Raw genomic sequence first — 18881 nt, 5'->3', positions numbered from 1 at the left:
TGGTGGTTCTCCTGTCTTGTCAGAGTTGTTATAGGGCGCGTATGGAATTTGCCACGCCTCTTGTCCCTGCCCGCCTGATCAAACGCTACAAACGGTTTCTGGCCGATGTACGGCTGGAAGACGGGCGCGAAGTCACCGCGCATTGCGCCAATCCCGGATCAATGATGGGGCTGGCCGAACCGGGCATGAAGGTCTGGCTTGAGCCGAATGACGATCCCAGGAAAAAGCTGAAATTCGGCTGGCGTCTGGTTGAACATGACAACGGGCATTTTACCGGTGTTGATACCTCGGTGCCGAACCGCGCGCTCAAGGCGGCTTTGATGGCGCATGAGGTGCCGGGTCTGCCGCCTTATGATCTGGTGCGGCCCGAGGTGAAGTATGGTGAAAACAGCCGGATTGATTTTCTGCTGAGCGGTGACGGGCCAGATACATATGTCGAGGTCAAGAGCGTGACCTTGTCCCGCCAGTCAGGCTTGGCAGAGTTTCCCGATAGCGTGACGGCGCGCGGGGCCAAGCATCTGGCGGAACTGGCGCAGATGGTGCGGCAGGGGCATCGTGCGGTGATGTTCTATCTGGTGCAGCGCACGGATTGTACGGCGGTCACTTTGGCGGGTGACATTGATCCGGCTTACAAGGCCGCATTCGATCACGCGGCGGACGCCGGTGTTATCGTGTTGGCGCATGCATGCAGAATTGACCCCACGGGGATCACGCTGGGCGATCCAATCCCGTTCCGGCCCTAGAACTTCGTCGAAAATTCGCCTATGTGCGGCATAAGACACAAAGGAACGCGACCCGTGGAAACGAACAAAACGCATCTGACCAAAGACGGCATTCGCCTGTATCAGCCCGACGACTTTGCCGGCATGGCAAAAGCGGGGGCACTGGCGGCCAAACTTTTGGACGACATTGCGCCCTATGTGACCGTGGGCCAAACCACCGGTGAACTGGATCGTTTGATCACCCAATGGGTGGATGAGGCGGGCGCAGTCTCGGCGACGATCGGCTACAAAGGCTATCAGCACGCAAGCTGCATTTCCGTCAACCATGTGGTCTGCCACGGCATTCCCGGCGCGCCGATTCCGAAATCCGCCAGTGAGACTGTGTCGCGCAACCACGAAAAGCGGCGCGATGATGATGCGCTCAAGGACGGGGATATCCTGAATATCGACGTCACCGTCATAGTGGATGGTTGGTATGGCGACACCAGCCGCATGTATGTGGCTGGCACGCCTTCCAAGAAGGCCGAACGCTTGATTGAGGTTACCCACGACGCCCTGATGAAAGGGATCGAGGCCGCGAAGCCTGGCAATACCTTTGGCGATATCGGCCACGCGATCCAGCTTTATGCAGAAAGCCACCGCATGTCCGTGGTCCGCGATTTCTGCGGGCACGGGCTGGGCCGTGTATTCCATGCACCGCCCAATGTGCTGCACTACGGGCGCGAAGGCACCGGTGCTGTGCTTGAGGAAGGGATGTTCTTTACCATCGAGCCGATGATCAATCTGGGGCGTCCAGATACCAAGGTGCTGGCCGATGACTGGACTGCTGTCACCTATGACAGATCGCTGTCCGCGCAATTCGAGCATTCAATCGGCATCACCGCAGACGGGTGCGAGATTTTCACGCGCTCACCAAGCGGCAGGTTTCACCCGACCTACGGCGGATAATACCAGAGGGGAAAACAATCGGTGATTTCCCCTCTTGCGAATAACTTGCAACTGGGGCGCGGTGGCCCTATATCCCTCGTGTCGCTAGCGGTGACACCTTTCCCCTGAAAACCTGATGAAAAGGATGCACGCTATGCACCTGATGAAATCTGCCGCTTTGATGGCCGCACTTGGCCTGTCTGCAACATCCGCAATCGCACAAGAGGTGACGCTGCGCTTTCAGCACTTTGTCTCGCCCGCCAGTGCGAACCCCACCTATTTCATGCAGCCCTGGGCCGACGCGATCGAGGAACAGTCAAATGGCCGCATCAAGGTAGAACTCTACCCCTTCATGCAACTCGGCGGGTCTGCACCAAGCCAGTACGACCTGATCCGCGATGGCGCGATTGATGGTGGCTGGGTCATTCCCGGCTATCAGCCGAACCGTTTTCCCGAAGCCGAGGCGATGGAACTGCCCTTCATGACAAGCAAGTCTGGCGAAGAGGCAAGTGCCGCAGCGTGGGAGTTCACGCAGGAATACCTGATGGATGACTTCGCCGATGTGCATCTGATTGCCGCACACATGCATGGCCCCGGTATTGTGCACAAACGTGGTGCGCCCGTCGAAACGGTCGAGGATTTTGAAGGGTTGAAACTGCGTGGACCGTCGCGCGCTGCAACACTTCTGCTCGAAGAGCTTGGCGCAACCCCCATTGGCATGCCTGTACCGCAATTTCCCGAAGCATTGTCGCGCGGCGTTGTCGATGGCGGTGTGATTACGTGGGAAATGTCGCCGTCGCTGAAGCTGGACGAGTTGACCGACAGCCATACGGATGTGGCAGGTGATCAGGCGCTGTATAACCTCTATTTCATCTGGGCGATGAACAAGGATGTCTATGAAGGGATGCCCGACGATCTGCGCGCGATCATTGATGCCAATTCCGGCATGATGGCAAGCCGCTGGGCAGGCCGCGCGCATGATACCGGAGATGTCGTCGGCCGTGATGTGATGGCCGCTGATGGCAACGAGATTGCGCAACTGTCCGAGGTCGAGACAGACCGGATCAAAGCGCTGGGCGCGGAAGTGACGGCAACCTGGATCGCCGAGATGGACGCGAAAGGCTATGACGGTGCCGCCTTGGTTGCCAGCGCGCAAGCGGCTGTCGCAGCCAACCGCGCGGCAGAGTAACTGCTCCCCCTTAGCAACCCTTTCGCCAAAGATCGAAAAGGGTTGCTCGCATATATGCTGATTGCGTTGCGCAAGGGCCGCGCTGTCAGTTCTGCCAAGGTTGATTTATCGACCTTGGCTTTTGATTTATGATGACGACACTGGCGCTCCGCCCACATCGACCGCGATAGACAACCACTTTGGGGGACGCCACCAGATCGTCGTGGCCTGATTATCTGGATAGGGCACGCCTTCGGGCTTTATGGCAGAGCTCAGGTGATCCGCGCGACGACGTAGTCCGCCAGATCAACCAGCATCTTTTTCAGGGGATGGTCTGGCACTGCATCCAGCGCCGTTTTCGCCTTCTCGGCCCATGCCAGCGCATCCTGTCGCGTGGCTTCCATCGTGCCGTGCTTTGCAAGCAGGGCAATCGCCTGATCAAGATCGCCTGCTTCCTGTCTGCCCTTTCCGATTGTCCGTTCCCAAAAGGCGCGTTCTTCCGCATCAGCGGCGGCGATGGCGCGAATCACGGGCAGGGTAAGCTTGCGCTCGCGGAAATCATCGCCCACGTTCTTGCCAATGGCTTTGGTGCCGCCATAGTCGAGAAGATCGTCGACGATCTGGAAGGAAATACCCAGCGCATCGCCATAATCAAAGAGCGCCTGTTTGGTCGCAGCGTCTTGCCCCGCGATCTCGCCGCCGACTTCCATCGCGGCAGAAAAGAGCGCAGCGGTTTTCCCGCGCACGACCTGCAGATAGATCGCTTCGGTTGTTGCCAGATCACTGGCGGCGGTCAGTTGCAGCACCTCGCCTTCGGCGATCGTAGCGGACGCATTCGCCAGAATATCCAGCACGCGCAGCGATCCTGTTTCAACCATCAACTGGAACGACCGCGCAAAGAGATAATCGCCGACAAGTACGCTTGATGTATTGTCCCACAACAGGTTTGCCGTGGGGCGGCCCCGCCGTTGCTTGCTTTCATCAACAACGTCATCATGCAGCAAAGTCGCCGTGTGAATAAACTCAACCGTGGCCGCCAGATGGATATGGTAAGGCCCCGTATAGCCACACATCCGCGCCGCGGCGAGTGTAAGCATCGGACGCAAACGCTTGCCACCTGCCTCAACCAGATGCGCGGTCACTTCGGGGATACGCGGGGCATGTTCCGACGCCATACGCTCGCGGATCAGCGCATTCACAGCCGTCAGATCATCGGCCAGCGCCTCGGCGAGTTGTTCGTGCGGTTTGGTGGCAGCGGTATCAAGGCTCATCGCAATTTCCGTCATGTGAATAGACAACGGCTGCACCGCGCCTTAGGTCTTTGGTTATGAAAGAGCTTCTACGCACCAATGACCCGACCGTCATCGCATTTGCAACCGCCCTTCTGGACAGCGAGGGTATAGACTGGTTCACCTTCGACGTAAATATGAGCGTCCTTGAAGGCAGCATTGGCATAATGCCGCGCCGCCTGATGGTGCTGGACCGCGATTTGTTCATGGCCGAGGCGGTGATGCGCGACGGAGAGATCGACCTTGGGCGCGACTGAGGACCTGACCAAAGACGATTTTCTGGGTGGCAAAATCGCAATCTGGCAGCCCAAACGCGGATATCGCGCGGGCGTTGATCCGGTCATTTTGGCGGCTTCGGTTGCGGCGAAATCGGGGCAGTCAGTACTGGAACTGGGGTGCGGTGTTGGAACCGCGTCGCTTTGTCTGGCCGCCCGCGTACCTGATTTGCAGATAACGGGAGTTGAAGTGCAGCCGGAATATGCCGCACTCGCCCAGCGCAATGCTGAAGAAAACGCGCTGCCGCTGACGGTGGTGAGCGCTGACTTGCGCACGTTACCAGCGGACCTGCGGCAAAAGCGGTTTGATCATGTCATCATGAACCCGCCCTATTTTGATCGCACTGCAAGCACGGCATCGGATGACACAGGCAAGGATATAGCCTTTGCAGGTGACACGCCGTTGCAGACTTGGCTGGACGTCGGGGCAAGACGGGTCGGGCCGCGCGGATACTTGACGCTGATCCAACGTATGGAACGGCTGCCGGAGGTCCTCGATTCGCTTGCGGGGCGGCTCGGTGCCATCATCGTGCGGCCCATTGCAGGACGCGCGCACCGCGCGCCAGAACTCTTCCTGTTGCAAGCGCGACAAGAAGGGAAAACGCCGTTTCGCATGGCGCCGACGCTGGTCATGCATGCAGGCGAGGTGCATCAGGGCGATCAGGAAAGCTATACCCGAGAGGTCGGGCGCGTTTTGCGGAACGGCGCGGATTTACCCATTTGGCATTAACGAATTCGCAACACACGGCTGCCACGGTGGAAAGACGCCCAGTTTCTGCCTTGCAGCGTGACAGACGACATCGAATGTGCTGCAATCGGAATACCCAAACCTAGAGGAGATCGACTATGAGCTTGAGTTCGCATGTACAGGAACTGAAGAAGAAGCATAAAAACCTCTCGGAGCATGTCGAGGCAATGCAGCGAAGCCCATCTGCCGATGACATCGAAATTGCAAAACTCAAGAAACAGAAATTGATTCTCAAGGAAGAAATTTCGCGCCTCAGCGCGCACTAGCGATTTCTAACGCCGAAAAGAAAAGGCCACGTCCCGTTGACGTGGCCTTTGTGATTTTCAGGATGTGCCAGCGCTTAGGCCATATACTGGCCACCGTTGGCCGACAGGGTTGAGCCGGTCACGAAACCCGCATCATCAGACACAAGGAAGCAGACCGCGCGCGCAATTTCCGAGGCCTCACCAAGGCGGCCAACAGGGATCTGCGGCAGAATGACTTCGTTCATCACTTTCTCGGGGATCGTGCTCATCATTTCGGTGTTAATATAACCGGGTGCCACGATATTCACCGTGATGCCGGCGCGCGCGCCCTCTTGGGCCAATGATTTGGTGAAACCGATGTCGCCTGCCTTGGTCGCGGCATAGTTTGCCTGCGCAAACTGGCCTTTCTGACCATTGATCGAAGAGATGGTCACGATGCGGCCGAACTTGCGCTCGCGCATACCGCCCCAGACATTGTGCGTCATGTTGAACACGCCGTTCAGGTTGGTGTCGATGCATTCATGCCACTGCTGCGGTGTCATCTTGTGGAAAGGCGCGTCACGGGTGATGCCCGCGTTGTTCACCAAAATCTCAACCGGACCAAGATCAGCTTCGACCTGGGCGACGCCTGCCTGACAGGCCTCGTAATTCGCGACATCCCATTTGTAGGTCTTGATGCCGGTTTCAGCCGTAAAGGCAGCAGCCTTTTCATCGTTGCCCGCGTAAGTCGCGGCAACCTGATAGCCTGCATCTTTCAATGCTTTCGAAATAGCTGCGCCGATACCGCGCGAGCCGCCTGTTACAAGTGCAACACGGGACATAAATTTCTCCTCCCAGAGCTTTGGTTAGGTAATCTTGTTATCGCTGCGCCACCTTGGGCGCAACATTATTTCTCAAAAATCACGGACGCTCAACGCACATTGCAACGCCCATTCCGCCGCCGATACACAGCGTAGCCAGGCCTTTCTTCGCACCACGGCGTTTCATTTCGAACAGCAATGTATTCAAAACGCGGCAGCCAGAGGCGCCGATCGGGTGACCGATTGCGATGGCCCCGCCGTTCACGTTCACGATCGCCGGATCCCAGCCCATCTCTTTGTTGACGGCACATGCCTGGGCAGCGAAAGCTTCGTTCGCTTCGACAAGATCGAGATCGTCAACGCTCCAACCGGCCTTCGCCAGTGCTTTTTGCGATGCATAGATCGGTCCGACACCCATGATGGTCGGGTCAAGCCCGGCTGTGGCGTAAGAGACAATGCGCGCGAGCGGTTCGATGCCACGCTTTTCGGCCTCATCCGCAGACATCAGCAAGGTCGCCGCGGCACCATCGTTCAGCCCCGAGGCGTTCGCCGCCGTCACAGATCCGTCCTTGGTAAAAGCAGGGCGCAGTTTTTGCATAGCTTCGATGGTTGCGCCGTGACGGATGTATTCGTCTTTATCAACGACAATATCGCCCTTGCGGGTTTTCACAGTGAAGGCTGTGATTTCATCGTCAAAGCGGCCTTCCTTCTGGGCCGCTTCCGCCTTGTTCTGCGATGCGACAGCGAATGCGTCCTGCATCTCGCGTGTGATCTGGTATTTCTCGGCCACGTTTTCGGCTGTTTGACCCATGTGGTAGTTGTTGAACGCGTCCCACAGACCGTCACGGATCATGGTGTCGATATAGGTCATATCGCCCATTTTGTGACCGGCGCGCAGGTTCGCGGCATGTGTCGAAAGTGACATGTTTTCCTGTCCACCGGCGGCGACAATAGACGCATCACCCAGCTGGATATGCTGTGCGCCCAGCGCAACCGCGCGCAGACCGGACCCGCACACCTGGTTGATGCCCCAAGCAGCGGATTCTTTCGGCAGACCCGCATTGATATGTGCCTGACGCGCGGGGTTCTGCCCTTGGGCGGCTGTCAGAACCTGGCCGAGGATCGTTTCGCTGACTTCAGATTTATCGATACCGGCACGCGCGACGACGGCTTCCAGAACGGTGGCCCCCAGATCATGTGCGGGTGTGTTTGCGAATGATCCGCCGAAACTGCCAACGGCGGTGCGTGCTGCGGATGCGATAACGACGTTCGTCATGGATGGTTCCCTTCAGGTTTTGGTCCAGCAAAAAGGTGCCAGTTCCACCCGACAGGTGCAAGCCAAACACCTTAGCCCATTGCCTCTTTGGGTATGCGCAATTGTGCTGAAAAGCAAATCAAAGCATCCGGATACTTGGTAGATTTCTGCTAGAGCGCGGGTTTTGGCACGCCAAAGTAATACCCTTGCAAGCAATCCACACCGAGGCCTTCTAGAAATTCAGCCTCTGCAGCCGTTTCCACCCCGTCGGCAACGGCAAACATTTCGAACTGATGCGCGACTGTAATCAGCGCCTCTGCCAAAACCTGATTGTCGGAATCACGCTCAATGCCACGGATAAAGCTTTTGTCGATCTTCACCAGATCGAAGAAAAAGGATTTCAGATGTCGAAACGCGATAAGGCCCGCACCGAAGCCATCCAAAGCAAAGCCAACACCCTTTGGTTGCATTTCGGCCATAAAGCGGATCACGTTTTCATGCAGCAACATGGCCGAGGTTTCGCTGATCTCAAAGATCAATCGGTCCCCCAGATTGTTGCGGTCCAGAAGCCCGCGATCCAAGGTGCGCCGCCATTCACCATCGCCAATGGAACGCGCCGAAAGGTTGACCGACAGGCGCAGGTCCGGGTTCTGACGCAGTTTGCGCAGCGCCAGTTCCAGCGACAGACAATCAATCTGACGGCCCAGATCCGTGTCTTCGACCTGCGGCATAAAGTGGGCCGCAGGCAGCACCCGCCCGCTTTCATCGGACAAACGCATCAGGCCCTCATAGAAGGCGACTTGGTGCTGCGCGTCGGATGTCACAACAGGCTGGAACGCCAATTGCCCACGCCCCGCAGTCAGTGCATCGCGCACCAGATACAGCACATCTGCATCACGGCTTGCCATTGCGTATCCGAATGGATCATCCAGCACTTGCTTATCAACCTGCGCAAGGCTGAGCGTGGTGTTTTGCATCTGCGCACTCCATACTAAACTTGCGCAAGATGCCCCAGTTTGGGCTAACAACCGGTTAAGGGAACCCAAATGAATGAGCGTTGCGGCTGGGCCGGACCCGAGCAGATTTACATTGATTACCATGACACCGAATGGGGCGTGCCCGAGTATGACAGCCGCACACTTTGGGAAAAGCTGATCCTTGACGGGTTTCAGGCAGGGCTGTCGTGGATCACGATCCTGAAGAAGCGTGAAAACTTTCGGGGCGCCTTTGCGGGGTTTGAGCCTGATGTGATCGCCGAATGGGGCGAGGCCGATGTGGCCCGCCTGCTGGGTGACGCCGGTATCATCCGCCATCGTGGCAAGATCGAAGCAACCATCGGCAATGCCCGCGCATGGCAAGAGATCGAAGCACGACAAGGCTTTGACCGGTTCTTGTGGGACTATGTGGACGGGGTGCCGCTGCGCACCACCATTTCAGACCGTGCAGATATGCCGACGCAATCGCCGCTCTCGACACAGATTTCAAAGGATTTGAAAAAGGCGGGCTTCCGGTTTTGCGGCCCGACAATTGTCTATGCTTTCATGGAAGCAACAGGGCTGATCAACAATCACCTGACTACCTGTCCGCGCCACGCCCCTTGTGCGGCAATGGCGCGCGATCCGGCCGATGTCTGGCCTACCAGCGTCTAAGCGCGTCCTCGTCAGCGTCTTTGGCATCAACCCATGAGGCGCCCTGCGCGGTCACTTCTTTCTTCCAGAACGGCGCGCGGGATTTCAGGTAATCCATCAGAAAGTCTGCCGCCTCAAAGGCCGCAGCGCGATGGGCGGACGCGGTGGCCACCATCATAATCGGTTCACCGGGTTTGAGCGGCCCATAGCGGTGGATCACCAACACATCCGCCAGCGCCCAGCGCGCGACAGCCTCATCCGCGATCGTAGCAATCGCGCGTGTCGTCATGCCGGGGTAGTGTTCGATCAGCATTTCTTGCAGGTCGCCTTGGGTGTCGCGGACAACGCCGGTAAAGCTGACAACAGCGCCAATATCGGTGCGCCCTTGCGCAAAGGCATTCAGCTCTGCGCCCGCGTCAAAAGGTTCTGCCTGCACACGAACCGTCATCAGCCGCCCGTCATCGGAGGGAAGAAGGCAACCTCGCGGACACCATCAAGGGGCGCGTCGAAATCCGAGAGTTCCTGATCAAGTGCGACGCGCAGTGCGCTGATATCGGCAAAGGCAGCGGCATAGCGCTCTTCGCGCGCGCTCAGTTCGGCAATCAGGTCTTTGACCGTTGCAGCACCTGTTTCTACCGTTTCTTGCGGCAGACCGATGCGTTCACGCACCCATGCAAAATAGACTACATTCATATTTCACCATCCCGCAAAAAAGGCCGCGATTTGTTGAAGTAATCCCAGCCTGTCACCAGTGTCAAAACCGCGGCGGCCCAGAGCATTACGATACCGCCCCACCAGCTAATGATCATGCCTTGGTATTTCCACCACAGACCCAACTCATCGGGGCCATTGCCAAAGATCGCGTCCTCGACCATCTCTTGTGTCATCGCGAGCGATTGCATCGCAAAATAATGCTCAAACGCGCCAGTCGCGAAAAGCATGGAAATTGCGACCATCTGGGCGGTTGTTTTCCATTTCGCAAGGTTCGTGACTTTCAGCGTACCAGCGGTATCGCCCAAAAACTCGCGCAGGCCAGAGACAAACACCTCGCGAAAAATGATCACCGTGGCAGGCAGCAAAATCCACGGGTTCATGCCGGAAAAGCCCGTGATCACGACCAGCGCAATGATCACCATCGCCTTGTCGGCAATCGGGTCCAGCATCGCGCCAAGCTTGCTCTCCTGCTTCCAGGCACGCGCCAGATAGCCGTCGAGAAAATCGGTCAACGCCGCGACGATAAACAGCACGAGCGCGAACCAATCCGCCCAAGGCCGCGCGAAATAAAGAAACATCACCACAACACCGGGCGCTGCGGCCAGTCGCAGGATCGTGAGGATATTTGGCAGGTTCAATGTCATAGATGAGTGGTAGCGCGGCGCGGCGTCCGATACCAGTAGGCGTGTCGAGAATCTGGCCCAATCCGGCGGGAATGGATTTGACCCTCTGGGACGTTCAAGACACAATGCGTCTGACGCGGTGCGCGTGCGCCGCAAATCCTACCGATATATGGGGATACCCAATGAGATACGTTAAGCCCGAGAGTTTTGAGGCGGCTGCAACCCTATTGCGTGACGAAACCGGCATTTCCCGCATTTTGGCGGGCGGCACCGATGTGCTTGTGCAGTTGAAGGCAGAGATGGTCGAGCCTGATCTGATGGTCGACCTCAAGCACCTGCCCGGCATGCGTGAAATCGTCGCTGAAGACGGTGGATTTCGCATTGGGGCTGCGGTGTCAGGCGCCGAACTGGGTGAACATGACGCGGTAAAGGCAATGTGGCCCGGCGTGGTGGAAGGGGTCGAGTTGATCGGCTCTTCCCAGGTCCAAAGCCGTGCGACGATGGCAGGCAACCTTTGCACTGGCTCGCCTGCGGGCGATGCGGTGCCCGCGATGGTCACAGCAGAAGCGGTGGCTCGGGTGCACGGCCCTGACGGGGTCCGCGATGTGCCTGTTGTGGATATCCCGACAGGCCCCGGCAAGAATTCCCTGAGCAAAGGGGAATTCATCACTTCGATCTATCTGCCTGCCCGCCCTGCGCATGCAGGTGACGCCTATTTGCGCTTTATTCCCCGCACCGAAATGGACATCGCGGTGTCATCGGCGGCTGTGAGCCTTGCGCTCGATGAGGATGGCACAGTCACATCCGCGCGCGTCGCGGTTGGTGCAGTGGCCCCGACGGTGCGCTTGGTGAAAGACGCAGGGGCGGCGCTTGTCGGCTCAAAGCTGGATGACGCAGCCATCGCTGCAATGGTGCACGCGGTTGAAGCGGCCTGTTCGCCGATCACAGACAAACGCGGAACCATCGAATTCCGCACGAAAACAGCAGGGGTTCTCGCGAAACGCGCAGCCCTTATCGCCTATGGGCGCGCAGGAGGTCAGCTATGAAGACGATACCCGTTGCAACAACCATCAACGGTGACGAGACAGAATTCCTCTGCCACACCGATGAAAGCCTTTTGGATGTGCTGCGCGACCGGCTTGGTCTGACAGGCGCAAAGGAAGGCTGCGGCACAGGCGATTGCGGTGCCTGCAGTGTCATGATGAACGGGCGTTTGGTCTGCTCCTGTCTGGTGCTGGGCGTCGAAACCGAAGGTGCCGAGATTGAAACCATCGAAGGCATGGCGAAGGGCGATACCCTGCATCCCTTGCAACGTGTCTTTCTCGAAGAAGCCGCCTTGCAGTGCGGCATCTGCACGCCCGGTATTCTGGTGGCGGCCAAGGCGCTGTTGGAAAAGAACCCCGATCCAACAGACACTGAGGTACGCTATTGGCTGGCGGGCAATCTTTGCCGCTGTACCGGCTATGACAAAATCATCAAGGCGGTCCAGAAGGCCGCTGCAGAAATGAGGGCCGCATAACATGGCATTCGATGATCAGGTAAAGCGCAGGTTCAATGTTGTCGGCACCCGGGTGACCCGCCCGGACGGGATCGACAAGGTCACGGGCAAGGCCGCCTATGGCGCGGATATCTCTGCACCCGGTATGTTGCATGGCCGCATTCTGCGCAGCCCGCATGCCCATGCGCGGATCGTGTCGATTGATACATCCGAGGCAGAGGCGCTGGCAGGGGTGAAGGCCGTTGTCACAGGTGCTGACCTTGCGATGCCAGAGGACGCGGACTTTGCCGATGTGGCAATCAACTGTCTGGCGCGCGACAAGGCGCTTTACGATGGGCACGCGGTTGCCGCCGTGGCTGCCACCAGCAAGGCGATTGCAAAACAGGCGATCCGGCTGATCAAGGTGGAATACGAGGTTCTGCCCCATGTCACCGATGTGGACGCCGCGATGAAACCGGATGCACCCGTGGTGCAGGAAGGCCGCGCGCTTGAAAACGTGCCGGCAGGTAAGTCGCAGAACGTGACCACCTACTGCAAATTCGGGCATGGTGATCTGGACGCGGGCTTTGCCAAGGCGGACAAGATCATCGAACGCAGCTTCAAAACCGCCGCGACCCACCAAGGCTATATCGAACCGCAGGCCTGCATGGCGAGCCTTGGCAATGATGGCCGTGGCGAAGTCTGGTGCTGCACCCAAGGTCAGTACATGGTGCGCGCGAATTGTGCCGCTGTTCTGGGCGTGGAAGAAAGCCAGCTGCGCATCACTGCATCCGAAATCGGCGGTGGTTTTGGCGGCAAGACATCGACCTTCATTGAACCTGTGGCGCTCGCGCTGTCACGCAAGTCGGGCAAACCCGTCAAGATCGTGATGACCCGCGATGAAGTACTGAAGGCGACTGGGCCGACGATTTCGTCGTCTATGGATATCAAGATCGGCATGACCAAAGACGGCCGCATTACCGCCGCGCGGGGCGAGTTGCGTTATTCGGGCGGGGCCTATCCCAACTTCACCGTTGAAATGGGCGCACAGGCAGCCTTTGCCGCCTACGATCTGGAAGCGGTCGAAACGATCGGCTGGAACGCCATGACCAACCGCCCCAAGGAAATCCCCTACCGCGCCCCCGGTGCGCCCACAGCCATCTATGCGGTGGAAAGCGTGGTGGACGAGCTTTGTCAGGAACTGGGCCTTGATCCGCTGGATGTGCGCCTGATGAATGCGGCACGAAAGGGCACGCTGTCGTCCTACGGGCCGACCTTCAACGAAATCGGGCTGGTCGCCACGCTGGAGGCCGCGAAAGCGCACCCGCATTACACTGCCCCCCTCGGCCCGAACCAGGGGCGCGGGCTGTCCTGTGGGTTCTGGTTCAACTTTGGTGGCAACACCTGTGTGTCGCTGAACATCAATGACGACGGCACCGTGGGTGTGGTCGAAGGCAACCCCGATATCGGCGGCTCGCGCGCGTCGATTTCGATGATGGCAGCCGAAGAACTGGGCGTGCCCTATGACAAGGTCCGCACAGTGATCGCTGACACCTCGTCTTTGGGCTTCAACGATATCACCGACGGCAGCCGCGTGACCTTTGCGGTCGGCCTTGCCACGATTGAAGCCGCGCGCGCCGCGATCAAAGAGATGTGCCGCCGTGTGGCGAAAATCTGGGATATCGACGAAGACGCGGTGATCTGGGAAGACGGCGCTGCCAAACCTGCTGGCCCCAACGCAGGCACGCATCCACCCATGACACTGGCCGAGATTGCCGCCATTGCAGGCAACACGGGCGGCCCGATTGCAGGCCACCATGAGGTCAACGCTGATGGTGCCGGCGTCAGCTTTGGTGTGCACCTCTGCGATACCGAGGTCGATCCCGAAACAGGCGCTGTCAAAATCCTGCGCTACACGGTGTTTCAGGATGCCGGCAAAGCGGTGCATCCAGATTACGTCGAAGGACAGATGCAGGGCGGGGCCGTGCAAGGGATCGGTTGGGCGTTGAACGAGGAATACATCTATGGCGAGGATGGGCGTTTGCAGAACCCTGCTTTCCTTGACTACCGCATTCCCGTGGCTTCGGACCTGCCACCAATCGAAACGGTAATCCTTGAAATCCCCAACCCCGGCCATCCCTACGGTGTGCGCGGCGTGGGCGAGACGCCGATCGTACCCCCCTTGGCGGCCATCGCGAACGCTGTGTCACGCGCGGCAAACGTGCGGTTGACGGAATTGCCGATGTCGCCGCCACGTGTGTTGAAGGCAATCACGGGCTAGGGGCGATGGTCCGCGTCAAACTCTGGGGATCGCTGCGCGCCTTCGCCGATGGAGAAGAATGGGTCGAGGTGGAGGCCAGCAATTTCAAGGAGTTGCTGGACGCCTTGGTCGAAAAACACCCCGGCCTCGCCCCGCAAGTCAAACGGGGGGTGTCGCTGGCGCTGGACGGAGTGATCTACCGCGAGGCGTGGTTCACGAAGATCGGGCCGGAGAATGAGGTGATTTTGATGCCCTATATGGTGGGGGGATGACTGCGAAATGCATGCGCTGTTTTTCGAGGTGCGCCCGAAACCCGGGCATCTGGCGCATTATTTTGAACATGTCGCGCTGTTGCGTCCGGTGCTGGCGAAACATACCGGCCTCGCGTTTCTGGATCGTTACGCCTCTCTGACTGATGCGGATGTGATCCTCTCGCACCAGCTTTGGGAAAGTGAAGAGGCTATTGTTGCTTGGCGCCAGGATGCAACGCACCGGCGGTCGCAAACCGCAGGGCGGCAGGTGCATTTCACCAACTACCGTATCCGTGTGGGCGCGCGGGTTTTGCATTGGACGGGTGGCGAGGTAACACCTTTAGGGGCGTCTGATACCTCACATGTCGTCGCACTTTATGGAACGGCACCTGTGACGAACCCCGCCTTTAGCGGCTTCGAAAGCGTCAACCACAAGGGCCAGTTTATTGCATTGGCTACAGTCGATGGCGCTGCGGCCGCGCAGGCGTTGCTGGATCAACACCTTGGCACGTCCGGTCTGGAAGAGGCTGCAATCTACAGTATCCGCCGCGACTACGGGCAGCATGACCGGACGCAAGCGCCGAATTAACCATTCTCATGGAAGTAGTCATAGACTGTCTGCGCCAGTTTTGCTGACACACCGTCCACTGCTTTCAAATCCGCCAGATTCGCACGCGCGACAGCCTTGGCCGACCCGAAATGCGCCAGCAGTGCGCGTTTGCGGGTGGCCCCAACGCCGGGCACATCATCCAGCGGCGTGGCCCCAATCGCCTTGGACCTTTTCGCACGGTGGGTACCGATGGCAAAGCGGTGCACCTCGTCCCGCATCCGTTGGATGAAATACAGCACAGGGTCATTATGGCGGAGCGCCATGACCGGTTTGCCGGTGCGGTGGAATTCCTCTTTGCCCGCATCGCGGTCTTCGCCCTTCGCCACGCCCACCATCGGAATATCGCTGACGCCCAGCGCATCCATGATCTCGCGCACAGCACTGACCTGCCCCTGCCCGCCGTCGATCAGCAAAAGATCAGGCCACGTCCCTTGCGTCCGTTCGGGGTCTTCTTTCAAAAGGCGCTGGAAGCGGCGGGTCAGCACCTCTTTCATCATGCCGAAGTCATCGCCCGGTGTCAGGCTATCGCCCTTGATGTTGAACTTGCGGTACTGGTTTTTGTCAAAACCATCCGGCCCCGCCACGACCATCGCCCCCACAGCATGGGCGCCTTGGATATGAGAGTTGTCGTAGACCTCGATCCGCTGGGGCACCTTTTCCAGATCAAAGGCCTCAGCCACGCCTTTTAGCAAACGCGCTTGCGTGGCGGTTTCGGACATCTTGCGTGCAAGGCTCTCGCGGGCATTGCGCAGCGCGTTTTGCACCAGCTCCGCCTTTTCGCCGCGCTGGGGCACTATGATTTCGACCTTGCGTTCGGCTTTCTCGGCCAAGGCGGCGGCCATCAGATCGTCGTTGTCCAGACCGTGTGACAGGATCAAAAGGCGGGCTGGTTCGCGGTTGGAATAAAACTGCCCGACAAAGGCCTCCATCACCTCGGACATATCCTCATCCCCGCTGATGCGCGGATAGTAATCGTGATTGCCCCAGTTCTGGTTCGCACGAACAAAGAACACCTGCACGCAAGCCTGTCCGCCGTCCGTATGGAGCGCGATCACATCAGCCTCGGCGGTGTTCTGCGGGTTGATACCTTGGGCAGATTGCACTTGGGTCAGCGCCTTGATCCGGTCACGCAGCGCAGCAGCGCGTTCGAATTCCATCGCCTCGGACGCGTCTTGCATCTGTTTGGCAAGCGTTTCCTGAATACCTTTGGTGCGGCCTTGCAGGAATTTCTCGGCATCGCGGACCGAACCGGCGTAATCTTCTTCGGAAATCAGGCCACAACACGGACCAGAGCAGCGTTTGATCTGATATTGCAGGCAGGGCCGCGTGCGCGTTTCAAAATCACTGTCCGAACAATTCCGCAGAAGGAACACACGCTGCAACTGGTTCAGCGTGCGGTTCACTGCACCGGCACCCGCAAAGGGACCGTAGTAGTTCCCTTTCTGGTTCTTAGCACCCCGATGCTTTTTGATCATCGGAAAATCATGGTCTTTCGTGACCAGAATATTGGGAAAGGATTTGTCATCGCGCAGCAGCACATTGTAGCGCGGTTTCAACTGCTTGATCAGGTTCTGCTCAAGCAACAAGGCTTCGGTCTCTGTCCGCGTCGTCAGGAACATCATCGTCGCGGTTTCGCGGATCATCCGCGTAATGCGGGGCGAGTGATTGCCGGGGCGGGAATAATTCGACACCCGCGCCTTGAGGTTCCGCGCCTTGCCGACGTAGAGCACACGGCTGTCCGCATCGAGCATCCGGTATACCCCGGGCGAACTGTCCAGCGTCCGCAAATACGCATGGATCACGTCATATCCGGTGGGGATTGGCTTGCTTGGCTGCTCTGTCATCTGTCTGGTCTGTGATTCTGGTCTGTCTGCAATGGTAACGCGCCAAGGACAAGTGAAAAGGCATCCACTGTTTCTGTGGATAACTCCGTGGGTTATTCTTGGGCAGGTGGAAATTTCTGTTGTATTTAGCAGGGTTCGGCTATTTGCGCAAAAAATAGGCACTTTCCCAAGGCATTGAAAAAGAACACTATTTTTATTGCAAATTCGTTAACACCTTGAAAAATAGGCGGTTTGTGACGTTTTTGTGAAGACGCGCGCGCGCGGTGCACAACTTTCCGTAGGTGTTATTCCAAACCCAACACGTCAGGCGTCTCCCACGCGAGGTGCTGCCCCCCGTCCACAGCCAGCATTTGCCCCGTCACAGCAGGCGCATCGAGAAAATATCCAAGGGCGGCAGTGATGTCTGCAGGGTTTGCCCCCCGCTTCAGGATCGTCGCGGCGCGCTGCCTCGAGAAGTGCTCTTTGCTCTGCCTGTGACCCTGCAATGTCGGCCCCGGGCCGATCCCGTTGACCCGCACGCGGGGGGCCAATGCCTGCGCCGTCGTACGCGTCATCGCCCAAAGACCCATCTTGGCGATTGTGTAGCTCATGAACTCGGGCGTGAGTTTATGGATGCGTTGATCGAGCATATTGACCACAAGGCCCTGGGCAATCGGTTCGCCCTCAGCGTCAGGCTTGGGTTCAGGCACTTGCGCTGCGAAATGCTGCGTCAGCACGAAGGGTGCACGCAGGTTGGATTCAATATGCCTGTCCCAGCTTTCGCGGGTGGCGGAGGTGACGCTGTCATGCTCAAAAATCGAGGCGTTGTTCACAAGGCAGGTAAGCGGACCGCCCAGCGCCTCTGTCGCGCGACCGACCAACGCCTGCGTCGCATCTTCGTCCAAGAGGTCCGCCTGTACTGCAACGCCCTGACGCCCCAGCGCTGCGAGCCCGGCCACGGTTTCGCGCGCACCGGCCTCTGATCCGGCATAATGCACGGCCACATCAAAGCCGCGCTGCCCCAGATAAAGCGCCATCGCCTGACCCAAACGCGCCCCGGCGCCTGTGACCAGCGCCCTCATTTCAGCTTCTTCTCGCACTGACACGGGCCTTTACCAATCCGGTACCGCAGGCATTTCGGGCATTTTGCCTGCGCCAGACGCGCCTGACCCGGGAAACGCCATTTGCCGAACATCGCCAACACCAGCATGAAGGCCAGAAAGATAAAGATCGCTTTCAGGATCACAGGCCAAACCTCGCGAAAGCGGCGCGCTCTTCAATGCCTGCGACCGCATCGTCGACAATCCGCGCGCCAAAGCGGGCAAAGAGCGGTTTTTTCTGATCATAGCGTTTGAAGGTAACCTTGTCGCCAAAGCGTTCTTTCATCACGGGCACCAGATGGCCGATCCCGTCGACCAAACCCTCATCAACACCTTTCTGGCCAATGTAGACTTCGCCGGTGAAGAGATCTGGATTATCCGACAGCTTGGTCCCGCGCCGCGATTTCACGTAGTCGATGAAGGTCGCGTGCAGGTCTTCCAGCCAACCCTTGAGCTTTTTCACATCAGCGGGTTTTTCGGGCTTGAACGGGTCCATCATGGATTTGGATTTGCCGGCGGTATGTACGCGGCGTTCAATACCGATTTTTCCGATTGCATCAGTCGCACCGAAACCTGCGCTGATCACGCCGATGGATCCGGTGATCGAGCAGGGATCGACAAAAATTTCGTCCGCAGCACAAGCGAGCCAGTAGCCACCGGAGGCCGCCACATCCTCGACAAAAGCAAAGACGGGGACTTTCTTTTCGTCTGCCAGGCGCCGGATGCGTGATGCGATCAGGGAAGACTGCACAGGTGATCCGCCCGGGCAGTTGATTTCCAGCGCGACGGCCGCAGGCTTGCCTTTGCCAAAGGCCTTTTCAATGACAGGCGCAAGGCCGGGGTTATCAAGCCCCCGACCAGAATTGACGATCGCGCCCTGCAGCCGGATGACGGCGACAAAGGGCTCGGACTTCATGAATGGAATAAAACGTTTCATGCCAACTTACTTAGCCCTTCCCAAGCAGG

General features: G+C 58.3%; 23 protein-coding genes. 12 read left to right on the top strand and 11 right to left on the bottom strand.

All coding sequences use genetic code 11. The features are described from left to right. Positions 1-41 precede the first annotated feature (41 nt). The 3 genes from sfsA to C7964_RS09910 all read left to right on the top strand — a co-directional run bounded on the left by sfsA (position 42) and on the right by C7964_RS09910 (position 2838). On the top strand, positions 42-743 hold the full coding sequence (sfsA, locus tag C7964_RS09920; RefSeq protein ID WP_110279529.1) for a DNA/RNA nuclease SfsA: 702 nt from the start codon (positions 42-44) through the stop codon (positions 741-743). A 21-nt stretch (positions 744-764) separates the two neighbouring features. Then, positions 765-1670 (top strand): type I methionyl aminopeptidase, encoded by a 906-nt coding sequence (gene map, locus C7964_RS09915; protein WP_110279528.1) that lies wholly within the window; start codon positions 765-767, stop codon positions 1668-1670. 124 nt (positions 1671-1794) lie between these two features. Further along, on the top strand, positions 1795-2838 hold the full coding sequence (locus tag C7964_RS09910) for a TRAP transporter substrate-binding protein (RefSeq protein WP_110279527.1): 1044 nt from the start codon (positions 1795-1797) through the stop codon (positions 2836-2838). Positions 2839-3089: 251 nt separating this feature from the next. On the opposite strand, the gene C7964_RS09905 is transcribed toward C7964_RS09910, so the two are convergent. Beyond that, positions 3090-4088, bottom strand: coding sequence for a polyprenyl synthetase family protein (locus tag C7964_RS09905; protein WP_110280219.1), 999 nt, complete (start codon positions 4086-4088; stop codon positions 3090-3092). A 56-nt stretch (positions 4089-4144) separates the two neighbouring features. Between C7964_RS09905 and C7964_RS09900 the strand changes: the two genes are divergently transcribed. From C7964_RS09900 to C7964_RS09890, 3 genes are all read left to right on the top strand, one after another. Next, the gene (locus tag C7964_RS09900) at positions 4145-4363 is read left to right on the top strand and encodes a putative signal transducing protein (protein WP_055297113.1); all 219 of its coding nucleotides are present in this window, start codon (positions 4145-4147) and stop codon (positions 4361-4363) included. Further along, positions 4350-5111, top strand: a complete 762-nt coding sequence (locus C7964_RS09895; protein ID WP_110279526.1) for a tRNA1(Val) (adenine(37)-N6)-methyltransferase — start codon at positions 4350-4352, stop codon at positions 5109-5111. Before C7964_RS09900 ends, C7964_RS09895 begins: the two co-directional genes overlap by 14 nt. Before the next feature lie 116 nt (positions 5112-5227). Continuing rightward, on the top strand, positions 5228-5395 hold the full coding sequence (locus tag C7964_RS09890) for a YdcH family protein (protein ID WP_076659647.1): 168 nt from the start codon (positions 5228-5230) through the stop codon (positions 5393-5395). Positions 5396-5469: 74 nt separating this feature from the next. Here C7964_RS09890 and phbB read toward each other — a convergent pair whose 3' ends face one another. The 3 genes from phbB to C7964_RS09875 form a co-directional block, all read right to left on the bottom strand. Then, complete coding sequence (phbB, locus tag C7964_RS09885) at positions 5470-6195, bottom strand: acetoacetyl-CoA reductase (protein ID WP_110279525.1); 726 nt, start codon at positions 6193-6195, stop codon at positions 5470-5472. A 79-nt stretch (positions 6196-6274) separates the two neighbouring features. Beyond that, positions 6275-7450 carry an acetyl-CoA C-acetyltransferase gene (locus C7964_RS09880; protein WP_110279524.1) on the bottom strand — a complete coding sequence of 392 codons (1176 nt, stop codon included), beginning with the start codon at positions 7448-7450 and terminating at the stop codon, positions 6275-6277. 149 nt (positions 7451-7599) lie between these two features. After that, the gene (locus C7964_RS09875) at positions 7600-8406 is read right to left on the bottom strand and encodes an EAL domain-containing protein (RefSeq protein WP_110279523.1); all 807 of its coding nucleotides are present in this window, start codon (positions 8404-8406) and stop codon (positions 7600-7602) included. A gap of 69 nt (positions 8407-8475) precedes the next feature. On the opposite strand from C7964_RS09875, the gene C7964_RS09870 reads away from it, so the two are divergent. Continuing rightward, positions 8476-9078, top strand: coding sequence for a DNA-3-methyladenine glycosylase I (locus tag C7964_RS09870; RefSeq protein WP_110279522.1), 603 nt, complete (start codon positions 8476-8478; stop codon positions 9076-9078). On the opposite strand, the gene C7964_RS09865 is transcribed toward C7964_RS09870, so the two are convergent. Genes C7964_RS09865 through pgsA form a run of 3 tightly spaced genes read right to left on the bottom strand, consistent with a single transcriptional unit; the run spans position 9065 to position 10415 of the window. Next, positions 9065-9505: a molybdenum cofactor biosynthesis protein MoaE gene (locus C7964_RS09865; RefSeq protein WP_110279521.1), complete on the bottom strand. Its 441-nt coding sequence runs from the start codon at positions 9503-9505 to the stop codon at positions 9065-9067. The two genes, C7964_RS09870 and C7964_RS09865, sit on opposite strands and share 14 nt — an antisense overlap. Next, positions 9505-9750 carry a molybdopterin converting factor subunit 1 gene (gene moaD / locus C7964_RS09860; RefSeq protein ID WP_110279520.1) on the bottom strand — a complete coding sequence of 82 codons (246 nt, stop codon included), beginning with the start codon at positions 9748-9750 and terminating at the stop codon, positions 9505-9507. Before moaD ends, C7964_RS09865 begins: the two co-directional genes overlap by 1 nt. Continuing rightward, complete coding sequence (gene pgsA / locus C7964_RS09855) at positions 9747-10415, bottom strand: CDP-diacylglycerol--glycerol-3-phosphate 3-phosphatidyltransferase (protein ID WP_110279519.1); 669 nt, start codon at positions 10413-10415, stop codon at positions 9747-9749. Before pgsA ends, moaD begins: the two co-directional genes overlap by 4 nt. Before the next feature lie 161 nt (positions 10416-10576). Here pgsA and C7964_RS09850 point away from each other — a divergent pair, with 161 nt between their 5' ends. The 5 genes from C7964_RS09850 to C7964_RS09830 are packed head-to-tail and all read left to right on the top strand — an operon-like array spanning position 10577 to position 14971. Next, on the top strand, positions 10577-11440 hold the full coding sequence (locus tag C7964_RS09850; protein ID WP_110279518.1) for an FAD binding domain-containing protein: 864 nt from the start codon (positions 10577-10579) through the stop codon (positions 11438-11440). After that, complete coding sequence (locus C7964_RS09845) at positions 11437-11913, top strand: (2Fe-2S)-binding protein (RefSeq protein ID WP_110279517.1); 477 nt, start codon at positions 11437-11439, stop codon at positions 11911-11913. Before C7964_RS09850 ends, C7964_RS09845 begins: the two co-directional genes overlap by 4 nt. Position 11914: 1 nt before the next feature. Beyond that, positions 11915-14152, top strand: a complete 2238-nt coding sequence (locus C7964_RS09840; RefSeq protein WP_110279516.1) for a xanthine dehydrogenase family protein molybdopterin-binding subunit — start codon at positions 11915-11917, stop codon at positions 14150-14152. A gap of 5 nt (positions 14153-14157) precedes the next feature. Then, positions 14158-14403: a MoaD/ThiS family protein gene (locus tag C7964_RS09835; protein ID WP_110279515.1), complete on the top strand. Its 246-nt coding sequence runs from the start codon at positions 14158-14160 to the stop codon at positions 14401-14403. Between the two features lie 7 nt (positions 14404-14410). Beyond that, complete coding sequence (locus C7964_RS09830; RefSeq protein WP_110279514.1) at positions 14411-14971, top strand: antibiotic biosynthesis monooxygenase family protein; 561 nt, start codon at positions 14411-14413, stop codon at positions 14969-14971. Here C7964_RS09830 and uvrC read toward each other — a convergent pair. The 4 genes from uvrC to C7964_RS09815 all read right to left on the bottom strand — a co-directional run bounded on the left by uvrC (position 14968) and on the right by C7964_RS09815 (position 18852). Further along, positions 14968-16836 carry an excinuclease ABC subunit UvrC gene (gene uvrC, locus C7964_RS09825; protein WP_110279513.1) on the bottom strand — a complete coding sequence of 623 codons (1869 nt, stop codon included), beginning with the start codon at positions 16834-16836 and terminating at the stop codon, positions 14968-14970. The two genes, C7964_RS09830 and uvrC, sit on opposite strands and share 4 nt — an antisense overlap. Before the next feature lie 284 nt (positions 16837-17120). After that, positions 17121-17897, bottom strand: a complete 777-nt coding sequence (locus C7964_RS09820; RefSeq protein ID WP_110279512.1) for an SDR family oxidoreductase — start codon at positions 17895-17897, stop codon at positions 17121-17123. Beyond that, a complete protein-coding gene (locus C7964_RS19955) occupies positions 17894-18061 on the bottom strand; it encodes a hypothetical protein (RefSeq protein ID WP_181417152.1) in 168 nt (55 codons plus the stop codon). The genes C7964_RS09820 and C7964_RS19955 overlap by 4 nt, the downstream gene beginning before the upstream one ends. Further along, the gene (locus tag C7964_RS09815) at positions 18058-18852 is read right to left on the bottom strand and encodes a S49 family peptidase (RefSeq protein ID WP_110279511.1); all 795 of its coding nucleotides are present in this window, start codon (positions 18850-18852) and stop codon (positions 18058-18060) included. The genes C7964_RS19955 and C7964_RS09815 overlap by 4 nt, the downstream gene beginning before the upstream one ends. Positions 18853-18881 lie beyond the last annotated feature (29 nt).

This window comes from Loktanella sp. PT4BL (genome assembly GCF_003201935.1).
Taxonomy (GTDB): Bacteria; Pseudomonadota; Alphaproteobacteria; order Rhodobacterales; family Rhodobacteraceae; genus Yoonia.
This window is presented reverse-complemented; position numbering and strand designations above follow the sequence as displayed.